12 protein-coding genes are annotated in these 12,229 nt (G+C 74.7%); 7 read left to right on the forward strand and 5 right to left on the reverse strand.

Features of this window, described 5'->3' with window-relative positions; translation table 11 throughout:
- Window positions 1-3: 3 nt before the first annotated feature.
- Genes ACI789_RS02810 through ACI789_RS02820 form a run of 3 tightly spaced genes read left to right on the forward strand, consistent with a single transcriptional unit; the run spans window position 4 to window position 3,007 of the window.
- The gene (locus ACI789_RS02810; RefSeq protein WP_457006624.1) at window positions 4-1,881 is read left to right on the forward strand and encodes a hydantoinase B/oxoprolinase family protein; all 1,878 of its coding nucleotides are present in this window, start codon (window positions 4-6) and stop codon (window positions 1,879-1,881) included.
- A complete protein-coding gene (locus tag ACI789_RS02815) occupies window positions 1,878-2,501 on the forward strand; it encodes an isochorismatase family protein (RefSeq protein ID WP_457006625.1) in 624 nt (207 codons plus the stop codon). The genes ACI789_RS02810 and ACI789_RS02815 overlap by 4 nt, the downstream gene beginning before the upstream one ends.
- A gap of 41 nt (window positions 2,502-2,542) precedes the next feature.
- A complete protein-coding gene (locus ACI789_RS02820; RefSeq protein ID WP_457006626.1) occupies window positions 2,543-3,007 on the forward strand; it encodes an NUDIX domain-containing protein in 465 nt (154 codons plus the stop codon).
- On the opposite strand, the gene ACI789_RS02825 is transcribed toward ACI789_RS02820, so the two are convergent.
- From ACI789_RS02825 to ACI789_RS02845, 5 genes are all read right to left on the reverse strand, one after another.
- The gene (locus ACI789_RS02825; RefSeq protein ID WP_456918266.1) at window positions 3,004-3,180 is read right to left on the reverse strand and encodes a hypothetical protein; all 177 of its coding nucleotides are present in this window, start codon (window positions 3,178-3,180) and stop codon (window positions 3,004-3,006) included. The two genes, ACI789_RS02820 and ACI789_RS02825, sit on opposite strands and share 4 nt — an antisense overlap.
- A gap of 158 nt (window positions 3,181-3,338) precedes the next feature.
- Window positions 3,339-4,739 (reverse strand): amidohydrolase family protein, encoded by a 1,401-nt coding sequence (locus ACI789_RS02830; protein ID WP_457006627.1) that lies wholly within the window; start codon window positions 4,737-4,739, stop codon window positions 3,339-3,341.
- On the reverse strand, window positions 4,736-7,057 hold the full coding sequence (locus ACI789_RS02835; protein WP_457006628.1) for a xanthine dehydrogenase family protein molybdopterin-binding subunit: 2,322 nt from the start codon (window positions 7,055-7,057) through the stop codon (window positions 4,736-4,738). The genes ACI789_RS02830 and ACI789_RS02835 overlap by 4 nt, the downstream gene beginning before the upstream one ends.
- Window position 7,058: 1 nt before the next feature.
- On the reverse strand, window positions 7,059-7,571 hold the full coding sequence (locus tag ACI789_RS02840) for a (2Fe-2S)-binding protein (RefSeq protein ID WP_457006629.1): 513 nt from the start codon (window positions 7,569-7,571) through the stop codon (window positions 7,059-7,061).
- 71 nt (window positions 7,572-7,642) lie between these two features.
- Window positions 7,643-8,530 carry an FAD binding domain-containing protein gene (locus tag ACI789_RS02845; protein WP_457006630.1) on the reverse strand — a complete coding sequence of 296 codons (888 nt, stop codon included), beginning with the start codon at window positions 8,528-8,530 and terminating at the stop codon, window positions 7,643-7,645.
- Between the two features lie 148 nt (window positions 8,531-8,678).
- Here ACI789_RS02845 and ACI789_RS02850 point away from each other — a divergent pair, with 148 nt between their 5' ends.
- The 4 genes from ACI789_RS02850 to ACI789_RS02865 all read left to right on the forward strand — a co-directional run bounded on the left by ACI789_RS02850 (window position 8,679) and on the right by ACI789_RS02865 (window position 12,191).
- A complete protein-coding gene (locus ACI789_RS02850) occupies window positions 8,679-10,211 on the forward strand; it encodes a PucR family transcriptional regulator (RefSeq protein ID WP_457006631.1) in 1,533 nt (510 codons plus the stop codon).
- 126 nt (window positions 10,212-10,337) lie between these two features.
- Window positions 10,338-10,517, forward strand: a complete 180-nt coding sequence (locus tag ACI789_RS02855) for a hypothetical protein (protein ID WP_457006632.1) — start codon at window positions 10,338-10,340, stop codon at window positions 10,515-10,517.
- 140 nt (window positions 10,518-10,657) lie between these two features.
- Window positions 10,658-11,647 (forward strand): ferritin-like domain-containing protein, encoded by a 990-nt coding sequence (locus ACI789_RS02860; protein WP_457006633.1) that lies wholly within the window; start codon window positions 10,658-10,660, stop codon window positions 11,645-11,647.
- A gap of 121 nt (window positions 11,648-11,768) precedes the next feature.
- Entirely contained in the window at window positions 11,769-12,191 is a 423-nt protein-coding gene (locus ACI789_RS02865; protein WP_456918271.1) for a hypothetical protein, read from the forward strand.
- Window positions 12,192-12,229 lie beyond the last annotated feature (38 nt).

Consider the following 12,229-nt stretch of genomic DNA (forward strand, 5'->3'; position numbering starts at 1 on the left):
GCCATGGCACGCATCGTCGAGACCGCGACCGGGACCCTCGAGCGGGTCGACGTCGACCCGGTGACCCTCGACCTGATCGAGAACGGGCTGCGCAACGCCCGCTACGAGATGGACGAGGTGCTGTTCCGCACCGCCCTGTCGCCGGGCATCCGCGAGCAGCACGACGAGTTCCCGCTGATCGGCGACCCGAGCGGGAAGATGGTCGTCGGCCAGTTCGGCCTGTCCATCCCCGACTTCCTCGAGGGCTTCGACGACACCGTCGAGGAGGGCGACGTCCTGCTGACCAGCGACCCCTACGCCTGCGGCGCGGCGATCAGCCACGCCAACGACTGGCTGCTGGTCATGCCGGTCTTCCACGAGGGCCGGGTCGTGGGCTGGGCGTCGATGTTCGGGCACATGTCCGACGTGGGCGGCAAGACGCCGTCATCGATGCCCACCGACGCGCGGACGATCTACGAGGAGGGCGTGGTCATCCCGCCGTTCAAGCTGTACCGCAGGGGGCAGCTGAACGACGACGCGCTGCGGATCATCCTCAACCAGGTCCGCATGCCCGACTGGAACCGCGCCGACCTCAACGGGCTGGTCGCCGCCTGCCGCACCGCCGCCCGGCGGGTGGTGGAGATGTGCGAGCGGTTCGGGACGGCGACCTACCTGTCGGCGCTCGACGCGCTGCTGCAGCGCAACTACGACGCCATGAAGGTGCTGCTGCAGGCGGTGTTCGAGGAGGGGCGGACGCTGTCGTTCACCGACTACATCTGCGACGACGGCGTCGGCAACGGCCCCTACGAGCTCAAGCTGTCGCTGACCCGCACCGGCGAGAAGGTGCACCTGGACTTCACCGGCTCCTCGCCGCAGGCGGCCGGGCCGATCAACTACTACATCAACGAGAACCTGACCCGGATGTTCTTCGGGATCTACATGATCACCGTCGCCGACCCGCAGATCCTCTGGAACGACGGCTTCTACCCGCTGGTCGACGTCACGATCCCCGACGGCTCCTACTGGAAGCCGGCGCACCCGGCCGCGCTCAACGGCCGCAACCACGGCATCGGTCGGGTGTTCGACCTGTTCGGCGGGCTGCTCGGGCAGACCAACCCGGCGCTGCTCAACGCCGCCGGCTTCTCCTCCTCGCCGCACTTCATGTACTCCGGGCACTACTCGTCGGGCGAGCGGAAGGGCGAGTGGTTCCAGCTCTACTCGATCGGCTTCGGCGGCATCCCCGGCCGGCCGCTGGGCGACGGCCCCGACGGGCACTCGCTGTGGCCGAGCTTCGTGAACATCCCCTGCGAGTACCTCGAGTCCTACTACCCGCTGCGCATCGAGACGTGGGAGACCGTCGCCGACACCGGCGGCCCCGGCCTGCACCGCGGCGGCAACGGCGTCGACGTCGCCTACGTGTTCGAGGAGCCCGGCGAGATCGCCATCCACGACGACCGCTGGCTCACGTATCCGTGGGGCGTCAACGGCGGGCACCCCGGCGCGCGGGGCCGCAAGTGGGTCGACCGCGCCGACGGCACCCGCGAGGTGCTGCCGAGCAAGTGCCACGGGGTGCCGGTGTCACCGGGCGACGTCCTGCACTTCGTCACCTGGGGCGGCGGCGGGTGGGGTGACCCGCTGGAGCGGGACCCGGAGCTGGTGGCCAAGGAGGTGCGGCGCGGGCTGGTGACGCAGGCCGGCGCCCGGCGGTACGGGGTCGTGGTCTGCGACGGCGGCGAGGTGGACGTCGAGGCGACCGAGACCCTGCGCGACCAGTTGCGCGCCGACCGGTCGGCCGAGCTGCCGGTGTTCGACATGGGCCCACCAGTCGAGGAGCTGCTCGCCCGGTGCGAGGAGGAGACCGGGCTGCCCGCGCCGAGGCGCCCGGTGTGGGCCGCCGGATGACGGTGCCCGAGCCGGCGCCGGGTCCGCACGGGTCGGCGTTCTCCGGACGCGTCGGGTGGGGCAGCGCGCCCGCGGTCGTGGTGGTCGACCTGGTGCGCGCCTACACCGACCGGGACGGGCCGTTCGGGCTGCCCGACCCGGGGCCGGCGGTGGCGGCCACCCGGCGGCTGGTCGACGCCGCCCGGGCGCACGGGCACCTGGTCGTGTGGACCGTCGTCCGCTACGCCGCGGGGCTGGGCGACGCGGGGCTGTTCGTGCACAAGGTGCCGGCGCTGGCCTGCTTCGTCGAGGACGCACCGGGCACCTGGGGCGAGCTGACCCTGGTGCCGGAGGCCGGCGAGCCGGTCGTGGCCAAGCAGTACGCCTCGGCGTTCTTCGGCACCTCGCTGGCCTCGACCCTGCGCGCCGCGGGGGTGGACACGGTCGTGGTCGCCGGCGTCTCGACGTCGGGCTGCGTGCGGGCCACCGCCATGGACGCGCTCAACTCCGGGTTCCGCCCGCAGGTCGTGCGCCAGGCCTGCGCCGACCGCACGCCCGCCCTGCACGACAACAATCTCGCCGACCTCGACGCGAAGTACGCCGACGTGGTCGACCTGCCCGAGGCCCTGAGCCACCTGTAGGCGGGGGCAGAGATGGCCATTCCTGCCCCTGGGAGGTGGCGGTGGCGAGGACCAGCGCGGGGGTGCTGCTCTACCGGCGCGGGCCCGGCGGCGTCGAGGTGCTGATCGGGCACATGGGCGGCCCGTTCTGGGCGCGCAAGGACGACGGCGCCTGGTCGATCCCCAAGGGCGAGTACGGCGACGGCGAGGACCCGTTCGCCGTCGCCCGCCGGGAGTTCGAGGAGGAGCTCGGGTCGCCGGTGCCGGCCGACGACTTCCTGCCCCTCGGGGAGCTGCGCGCCGGCGGCAAGGTGCTCACCGTGTGGGCCGCCGAGGGCGACCTGGACGCCGCCACCTGCCGCAGCAACACCTTCGCGCTGGAGTGGCCGCCGCGGTCGGGGAGGGTGCAGGAGTTCCCCGAGGTCGACCGCGCCGCCTGGTTCGCCGTCGACGGTGCGCGGACCAAGCTGGTGAAGGGGCAGGTGCCCTTCCTCGACCGGCTGACCGAGCGGCTGCCCGGGAGCTAGGTCGCGATCGGCGGCAGGTGCAGGTCGACGCCGAGCAGGACCAGCGGCCACAGCACGACGGCCACCACCAGCGACAGGATCTCCGAGATCCCGGCGACGCTGTTGTAGCCCTGGGTGAGCGCCACGACCAGGCCGATCGCCAGGTAGACGAGGCTGAGCAGGGAGATGCGCACGGTCTCCACCTCCGGGTGCGGGGGAGGGGAGTCTGCGCCGCCCGGCTGTGACACGGCTGCGTGCCGCCTGTGAGAAGGGCTGTGAGGAAGGCCGGGAGGGTGGCCCGCACCGGCCGCCGCGCCGCGGGGGGTCGGCGGCGACGACCGGTGCGGGGTCCTCAGGCGCCGACCAGCGAGCGCCACTCGCGGACGGCGAACCGGCCGGTGCCGGCGCGGGCGGCCAGCGCGGTGGCCGCCGCCGCCGACCGGGCCCGCACGTCGGCCTCGTCCACCGTCGTGAGTGCGCCGCCGGCCACCACCAGGCGGCCGTCGACGTAGACCCGGTCCACCTCGTCCCCGCGCTGGCTGTAGACCAGCGAGGAGACCGCCGCGTGCACCGGCGAGGCGCACAGGTTGGCCAGGTCCAGGACCACCACGTCGGCCCGCTTGCCGACCTCCAGCGACCCGATCGAGTCGGCCATGCCCAGGGCGCGGGCGCCGTCGATGGTGGCCATCTCCAGCGCCTTCTCGGCGGTCATGACCTCCGGGTTGCGGTGCACCCCCTTGTGCAGCAGCGCGGCGAACTTCATCGCCTGCAGCATCGAGTGGTTCGACGACGAGGCCGGGCCGTCCGACGCCAGTCCCACGGTGATGCCGCGCCGGTGCATCGCCGGCACCGGGGCGAACCCCGAGCCGAGGTAGAGGTTCGAGCACGGGTTGTGCGAGACCTTCGTGTCGGTCTCCCGGAGCAGGTCCAGGTCGGCGTCGTCGACCTGGACGCAGTGCGCGGCCAGCAGGTCCGGGCCGAGCAGCCCGGTCTGCGCGGCGAACGGGACGTCGCGCACCCCGAACCGGCGCACGGACTCCTCGACGTCGAACGGCGACTCGGCCAGGTGCATGGTGACCAGCGCGCCGGTGGCGTCGGCCAGCGCGCGGGTCTCGCGCAGCGTCGGCTCGTCCACCGTCCAGCTCATGCAGGGGGCCAGCCCGACGGTCACCCGGGACCCCGGCCGGTTGCGCGCGCCGATCAGCCGCTCGGCGTCGGCCAGCGCGTCGTCCAGGGTCTGCACCAGCGGGGGCGGGGCGCCGACGTCGGTGCCGGCGGTCATGTAGCCGCGGGCCATCACGCCGCGGATGCCGACGTCGTCCATCGCCGAGGCGACCGCGTCCCCGAGCCCCGGGCGCGGGTGCACGTACATGAAGTCGAGCAGCGTGGTGGTGCCGGTGGTGAGTGCCTCGGCGCAGCCGTGCAGGGCCCCGGCGTAGCAGTCCTCCGGGGTCAGCTCGACGGCCGACGGGCCGGTCATCGTCAGGAACCAGTCCGACAGCACCCGGTCGTCGCCCAGCCCCTTGAGCAGTGTCTGGAACAGGTGGGTGTGGGTGTTGACGAAGCCGGGTGTCACCAGCCGGCCGGTGCAGTCGACGACGTCGGCGCCGGGGTGCGCGGCGAGCACCTCCGACGTCGGGCCGACCGCGAGGATCCCCGCGTCGGAGAAGGCCACCGCGCCGTCGGGCAGGACCCGGCGCCCGGCGTCCATCGTCACGACCGTCGCCCCCGCGAGGACGGTCACCGGCGTCACGCCTGCTGCTCCGCCGAGCGCAGCAGCTCCCACACGACCGCCGGTTTGAGCGGGGTCCGGGTGACCCGGACGCCGAGGTGCTCGATGGCGTCGGCGACGGCGTTGGCCACCGCGGAGTGCCCGCCGATCGCGCCGCCCTCGCCCATGCCCTTGACGCCCAGCGGGTTGAGGGGCGACGGCGACTCCAGGTGGCCGATCTCGACGTCGGGCACGTCCAGCGACCCGGGGAGCAGGTAGTCCATGAACGACGTCGACTGCGGCTGGCCGTCGGGGCCGTAGACCAGCTCCTCCATCAGCGCCCCTCCCAGGCCCTGGGCCACCCCGCCGACGATCTGGCCCTCGGCGTTGCGCGGGTTGACGATCGTGCCGGCGTCGTTGACCACGACGTACCGGTCGACGGTCGTGCAGCCGGTGGCGGGGTCGACCTCCACCTCGGCGATGTGGATGCCGTAGGAGTACGGCGCGGCCGTGTTCTCGAAGTACTGCACCGACTCCAGGTCCGGCTCCATGCCCGCCGGCCGGCTGCCCCCGGGGCTCGCCGCCGTCCCCACCTGGGCCCAGGTCACCGACGCGGTCGGCACCCCCTTGACCGAGAACGCGCCGTCCTCCAGCACCAGGTCGGCCGGGTCGGCCTCGAGCAGGTGCGCGGCCAGTTCCTCGGCCTTCTCCCGGACCTTGCGCGCGGCCAGCACCACGGCCGACCCGGCCATGACCGCGTTGCGACTGGCGTAGGTGCCCATGCCGAACGGCAGCCGGCCGGTGTCGCCGAACACGACCTTGATCGACTCGGGCGGCACCTGCAGCTCGTCGGCGGCGATCTGGGCGAGCATCGTGGCGGTGCCCTGGCCCATGGGGGCCGCGCCGGAGACGATCGTGACCTCGCCGGTGGGGTCGACCCGCACGCTGCCGCCCTCGAACGGGCCCGGTCCGGTGATCTGGTGGTAGACGCAGATGCCCAGGCCGATGAGCCGGCCCTCCGCGCGCGCGGCGTGCTGGCGGGCCGCGAACCCGGCGTAGTCGACCATCTCCAGGGCCTGCTCCAGCCCGGCCGGGAAGTCCCCGCTGTCGAGGACGACCGCCGCCTCCAGCGACACCAGCCCGCTGTCGTACGGCAGCTCCTCGGGGGTGAGCAGGTTCTTGCGCCGCAGCTCCGCGCGGTCGATGCGCAGCTCGCGGGCGACGATGTCGAGCAGCCGCTCGCGGGCGAACGTCGACTCCGGCGCACCGGCGCCGCGGTACGGGGAGGCGGGCGCCTTGTTGGTGGAGGCGCACACCGCCTCCACCCGGTAGGCCGGCACCCGGTAGACCCCGCCCAGGCTGGTCGCGGCCAGCGAGGCGTTGATGACGCCGAGCGGCCGCTGGTAGGCGCCGCAGTCGGTGACGTGCCGCGCGCGCAGGCCGAGGATCGTGCCGTCGGAGCGCAGCGCGATCTCGACCTCGTGCACCTGCTCGCGGGAGTGGGCGATGGACAGGAAGTGCTCGTTGCGGTCCTCGATCCACTTCACCGGCCGGCCGGTGCGGACGGCGGCGAAGGGGACGAGGAAGTCCTCCGCGTTGAAGTCGGCCTTGACCCCGAACCCCCCACCGATGTCGGGGACGGCGACCCGGACGGTGCGAGCCGGGACGCCGAGCATCCCGGCGAGGATGGTGCGCACCGTGTGCGGCCACTGGGTGGAGTCCCAGACGGTGAGCTCACCGGTGACCGCGTCCCGGGAGGCCACGACGCCGCGCGTCTCCAGCGGGATGCCGGTGTAGCGCTGCACGTCCAGCCGCTCGTTGACGACCCGGTCGGCCGCGGCGAAGGCGGCCTCGACGTCGCCGTACTCGTACACCGAGCGGGCGGCCACGTTGTCCGGCGCGTTGGCGTGCAGCACCGGCGCGCCGGGGGCGATGGCCTCCAGGGCGTCGACGACCGCGGCGAGCGGCTCGTACTCGACCTCGATCAGCTCCAGCGCGTCCTCGGCGACGTGCCGGCTGTCGGCGACGACGACGGCGACCGGCTCGCCGACGAACCGGACGGTGTCGGTGGCCAGCGGGTGCTGCGGCGCCGGGTGGAAGGTCTCCAGCGCGAACAGCGCGGGGATGGCCGGGGGGTCGGCGCCGAGGTCGGCGGCGGAGAAGGCGTCCACGACGCCGGGCAACTCCCGGGCGGCGCGCACGTCCACCGACACCAGCCGGGCGTGGGCGTGCGGGCTGCGCAGGATCGCCATGTGCAGCAGCCCGGGCACGCGCAGGTCGTCGACGAAGGCCGCCTCGCCGCGCAGCAGCCGGGGGTCCTCCAGGCGCTTGACGTTCGCGCCGATCGTCTGCACGCCCACGTCACCGCTCCCAGGTCTCGTCGGCGGCCTGGACCGAGCGGACGATCCCCTGGTAGCCGGTGCACCGGCAGAGGTTGCCCGACAGCGCCTCCCGGATCTGGCCCTCGTCGACCCCGCGGGACTCCCGCAGGAGGTCGTAGGTGGTCAGCAGGATGCCGGGGGTGCAGAAGCCGCACTGCAGGCCGTGGTGGTCCCAGAACGCCTGCTGGATGGGGTGCAGGTGCTCGCCCTCGGCCAAGCCCTCGACGGTGGTGAACGCCGCGCCGTCGGCCTGGACGGCGAACATCAGGCACGCCCGGATCGGCTCGCCGTCCATGAGGACGGTGCAGGCCCCGCACACGCCGTGCTCGCAGCCCACGTGCGTGCCGGTCAGGCCGAGGTCCTCCCGCAGGAAGTCGGCCAGCGAGCGCCGCACCGACACCGTCCGCTCGTGGACGGCCCCGTTGACCGTGACCCGGATCGACCTCTCCGCGACGGGGCTGACGGTCGCGGCCGCGCGGTCCTCGACGTGCATCGTGTGCTCTCCTCCTCGGCCGGCCGGGGCCGGTGCACTGGTCGGGTCGGGTGCGGTGGTGGGCGGCACGGTCAAGCTGCCGCGGCGGCGGGCGGGCCGGTCGCCTCGGTGAGGGCTCGTTCCAGCAGGTGGGCGGCGAGCGCCCGGCGGTAGGCGGCGGGGCCGTGGACGTCGGGCGGCGGGTCCAGCGTCGCCGCGTAGTCCGCGGCCAGGGCGGCGACCGTGGCCGCGGTGGGCGCCTCGCCGACCAGCGCGTCGACCAGCGGCTGGGCGTCCACCGTGCCCGCGGCCACGCCGGCGAGCCCGATGCCGGCGCGGCTGACCCGCCCGTCGTCCACGGTGACGACGGCGGCGACCGCGACCTGGGCGAAGTCGCCCCGGCGGCGGCTGACCTCCAGGAAGGAGGTGCCCGTGCCGGCCGGCCAGACGGGCACCCGGATCGCCACGAGCAGCTCATCGGGTGCCAGGCACGTGGTGAAGAAGCCCTCGAAGAACTCGCCGGGGCCGACCTCGCGCTCCCCGTCGGCGCTGCGCAGGCAGAGGGTGGCGCCCAGCGCGGTGACCGCGGCGGGGAGCTCCGCCGCGGGGTCGGCGTGCGCGAGGCTGCCGCCGAGCGTGCCCCGGGCCCGGATCTGCTTGTGCCCGACGTGGGTCACCGCCCGGGGCAGCAGCGCCCAGGCCGACGCGGGCGGCAGGCGGTCGGGCAGCCGCGTCTCCAGCGCACGCTGCCGCACGGTGGCGCCCAGGGTGAGCGCGTCGCCGGCCACCTGGACGTCGTCGAGCCCGGCCACGCCGTTGACGTCGACGAGCACCGCCGGCCGGGCCAGGCGGAAGTTGAGCATCGGCACCAGGCTCTGGCCGCCGGCCAGCACCTTGGCGTCGTCGCCGTGCTCGCGCAGCACGTCGAGGGTCTCCTCGACCGTGGTGGGGGCGAGGTAGGCGAACGGAGCGGGTTTCACGGGGTCCTCTCTCCCTCCGGCGGCGGTACGGGTCGCCGCGCCGCGTGGACGATCGTGGCCGCACGGGCGGGTGCGCTCCACGGACGTTGTGTGGCGACTTGTGGGTCCGGGACTGGACGTTGTGTCCGGTCGTTGGTGGACTCCCCGCGTGGTCACGACGCTCGGTGAGGTGCTCCGGCTCGACGCCCTGCAGCGCGCCGCGCCGGAGGTCGTCGTCGGCGCGGACCTGCTCGACCGGCCGGTGCGCTGGGTGCACACCAGCGAGCTGGCCGAGGCGGCCTACCTGCTCAAGGGCGGGGAGCTGCTGCTCACCACCGGTCTGGGCATCGGCGGCCGGGGCGCGGTGGGGGAGTCCGCCTACGTCGCCGCGCTGGCCGAGAGCGGCGCCGCGGCACTGGCCCTGGAGCTGGGCTGGACGTTCCCCGAGGCGCCGGCCGCGCTGGTGGCCGCCTGCCGGGAGCACTCGCTGCCGCTGGTGGTGCTGCGGGAGGTCGTGCCCTTCGTGGAGATGACCGAGCAGATCCTGACGATGCTGCTGGAGCGGGCCGCGGCCGCCTCCCGTCGGGAGCGCGACGTCCGCCAGGTGCTCACCGACGCGCTGCTCGACGGGGCCGGCCCGCAGGAGCTGACGGCGGTCATGGCCGAGCAGGCGCACGCCCCGGTCGTGGTCACGACCGCCGACGGGGCACTGGTCGCCTGCGCGGGGATGCCGCCCACCACCCGGCGCCGCGGCCGGCCGGTCGCCCGCCGCGACGTCGTCCTGCTGGACCGGCACTGGGGGCAGGTCGCGGTCCTGCCGCCGGGCCGGGCCGACGACCCGGCGGTGTCCGCGGTGGTCTCCTACGGCGCCGAGGCGCTCGGGCTGGCGCTGCTGCGGTCGGCGGCCGGCGGCGACCTCGACGACCGGCGCCGCCAGCTGCTGACCGACCTGGCCGAGCGCCGCTGGCGGGCGCCGGGCGAACTGGTCACCCGGGCCCGGGTGCTCGGCCTGCCGTTCGCCCCCGAGGGTCGGTACACCGCCCTGCTCGTCACCGACCTCGGCCGCGCCGACCTCGACGCGGTCGTCCGGGCGTGCGCGGGCGCGCTGGCCCCGGGCGCCGCACTGGTCGCCGACCTCGGCGAGGACGTCGTGGCCGTCGTCCGCACCTCCGCGGCGCTCACCGCGGCGCGCGCCGTGCTCGCCGCGGTCGACGCCCTCGGGGTGACCTGGGCGCGGGTCGTCGCCGGCACGGTCGTCGGGCGGCTGGAGGACGTCGACCGCTCCGTGGCCCGCGCGCGCAGCGCGCTGCGGCTGTCCGCTGCCGGCGAGCGCGTGGTCGCCGCCGGGCAGATGACCGTGCCGTTGCTGCTCGACGGGCTCTGCCGGGAGCCGCTGGCCCAGCAGCTGGTCGCCGAGGAGATCGGCCGGCTCGCCGAGCACGACGCCGCCCACGGCAGCGCGCTGGTGCACACGCTGCGGACCTACCTGGCGCACTCGTCGTCGAAGGTGCGGACGGCCGAGGCGCTGCGGCTGCGCCGGCAGACGCTGTACCTGCGGCTGCACCGGATCGAGGAGCTCATCGGGGACGTGCACGCGCCCCAGCGGCACGCGGCCCTGGTGCTGGCGCTGGCGCTGACCGACCTCCCCGAGGCGGGCGCGCGGCGCGGGCGCGGAGCGGGACCGGCGGCTCCCGTTCCATAACGGTCCGTTGACGTGTCGTCACACCTCTCCCGCGAGGAGGTGTCCCGGGCGTCCGGCCTGGCAGGGTCCACGTCCGGCGGCGCCGCCCGGACCGCCGCCCGGACACTCGACAACGAGGAGGACCCCATGACGTGTGCTGCCTGCGGGGCTGCCGACCAGCGCGGCCGGTTCTGCGTCGGCTGCGGCACGGCCGTGCCGCCGTCCCCCCGACCGGCGCCGCGCCCGCGGTCGCCGCTGGCCGACGCCCTGACCCAGCCGGTGCTGCGCCTCGAGCGCCCGTCCAGGCCGGCCGTCCCGACCCGGTGAGCCCCTCGGGGGCGGCGAGGCCGCCGCCCCCGAGGACGTGACCGGTCTCACAGCAAGCAATACGCTTGCTCTAGTTAGCAGGCGCGCGGCTGGGGCACTCTCACGACGTCAGGTCATCCCCGATGTCTGGAGACCCCGCCATGACCGACGCCCGACTCACGGCCGACACGGCCAAGATCATCAACCAGCTCCGCGCCCTCGTGCTGCTGACGCAGACCGAGGAGCAGGTCGCGCGCACCCGCGTCGCCCAGGCGCGCACGGACGCCGTCCGCCGGGAGCTCACCCAGAACGCCGACCACGCCGCGGACCGGACCAAGGCCATCACCGAGCAGCTGCGTGCCCTCGGCGGTGTGCCCGACGTGGTCACCCCCGCGGTCGGCCGCCTGGGCGCCCTCGTCAAGGCCGCCCTCGAGCAGGCCGAGCCGGTCGAGGAGGCGCTGCTGCAGGACCTGCAGCTCGAGCACCAGCTGCTCGACCGCGCCACCTACCTCAAGGTGCTGGCCGAGAAGGCACAGCTGCCGAAGGTGCGGCAGCTGGCCGAGCGGCTGATCACCGCGCACGAGGCCACCGTCGAGTGGCTCACCGTGGTGCTGGCCGAGGAGGCCCTCGGCGGTCCCGCCGCGCTGCAGCCGACCCCGTTCCAGCGGGTGGCCGGCGGCGCGGTCCGCGTGGCCAACGCCCCCGTGCGCTTCTGGGTCAACCGGGTGAACGAGACGCTCGACACCGCGCGCCAGCGCCGCGACGAGGCCGGCGAGAAGCTCGGCCAGGTCACCGGCAAGGCCAGCTCGTTCACCGACGCCGTCCGCGAGACCCTCACCGTCGGCCGCAGCGCCGCGCTGCGCCGGGCCGAGCGGATCGCCCGCCGCGAGGGCAACACCGAGGCCGCGGACGCCGCGAAGGCCGCCCGCGAGGAGCTCGGCGACGTCTCGGCCGACGAGCTGCCCATCAAGGGCTACGACTCGCTGTCCACCCAGGACGCGGTCAAGGCGGTCAAGGAGCTCACGACGGCGCACGACGTGAACGTGGTGATCCGCTACGAGGAGACCCACAAGAAGCGGTCCAGCGTCATCAGCGCGACGCAGACCCGGCTGGCCGCCCTGGCCAAGGAGGCCGTGGGCGTCGACAGCTGACGACTCGCACACCGACGAGGGCCCGCACCCCACCCCGGGGTGCGGGCCCTCGCGCCGTCATGGGGTGATCTGCGCGACACCGGGGTTTGACCCGCGGACCGCCTCGGGGATGGGATGCCTCATGCGCATCACACCGGGTGACCTCGAACAGGAGTTCTCCCTGACGACAGCGGTGACCCGCCTGGACTTCCTGAGCCGGCGGGACAGTGGGGAGACGACGCTGAACACCGCCGCCGAGGTCGACACCGACGACTGGACCACCTTCAAGGACGCCGCCACGTCGCTGGACGTGCCGGAGTCCCTCGAGCTGCTGGCCCTCGGCGAGGTGGTCGCACGCAAGGCGCACGACAGCCAGCTGGTCGGCTTCCGGGCCGCCCTGCGCGGCGGCGCTACTTGGGAGCAGGTCGCCGCGGCGCTCGACGTGACCCCCGCCGAGGCGTGGGCGCTGTTCCAGGGGCTCATCGAGCGCCAGGAGCGAGCCCGGGCCCTCGACCCGGCCGCCGCCGCGGCCGCCCGGGAGCTGGCCGGCACGCAGCCCCGCTGAGGGCGGTCGGCGGGCCTGGTGCCGGCGCCGCCGATGCG

This window comes from Geodermatophilus sp. SYSU D00965 (assembly GCF_054050075.1).

What these genes read in the sequence shown, in the direction of transcription:
- ACI789_RS02840 (WP_457006629.1), bottom strand. Translation starts at nt 7,571, where the DNA reads ATGCACGTCGAGGACCGCGCGGCCGCGACCGTCAGCCCCGTCGCGGAG.
- ACI789_RS02865 (WP_456918271.1), top strand. Translation starts at nt 11,769, where the DNA reads ATGCGCATCACACCGGGTGACCTCGAACAGGAGTTCTCCCTGACGACA.
- ACI789_RS02860 (WP_457006633.1), top strand. Translation starts at nt 10,658, where the DNA reads ATGACCGACGCCCGACTCACGGCCGACACGGCCAAGATCATCAACCAG.
- ACI789_RS02815 (WP_457006625.1), top strand. Translation starts at nt 1,878, where the DNA reads ATGACGGTGCCCGAGCCGGCGCCGGGTCCGCACGGGTCGGCGTTCTCC.
- ACI789_RS02855 (WP_457006632.1), top strand. Translation starts at nt 10,338, where the DNA reads ATGACGTGTGCTGCCTGCGGGGCTGCCGACCAGCGCGGCCGGTTCTGC.
- ACI789_RS02810 (WP_457006624.1), top strand. Translation starts at nt 4, where the DNA reads ATGGCACGCATCGTCGAGACCGCGACCGGGACCCTCGAGCGGGTCGAC.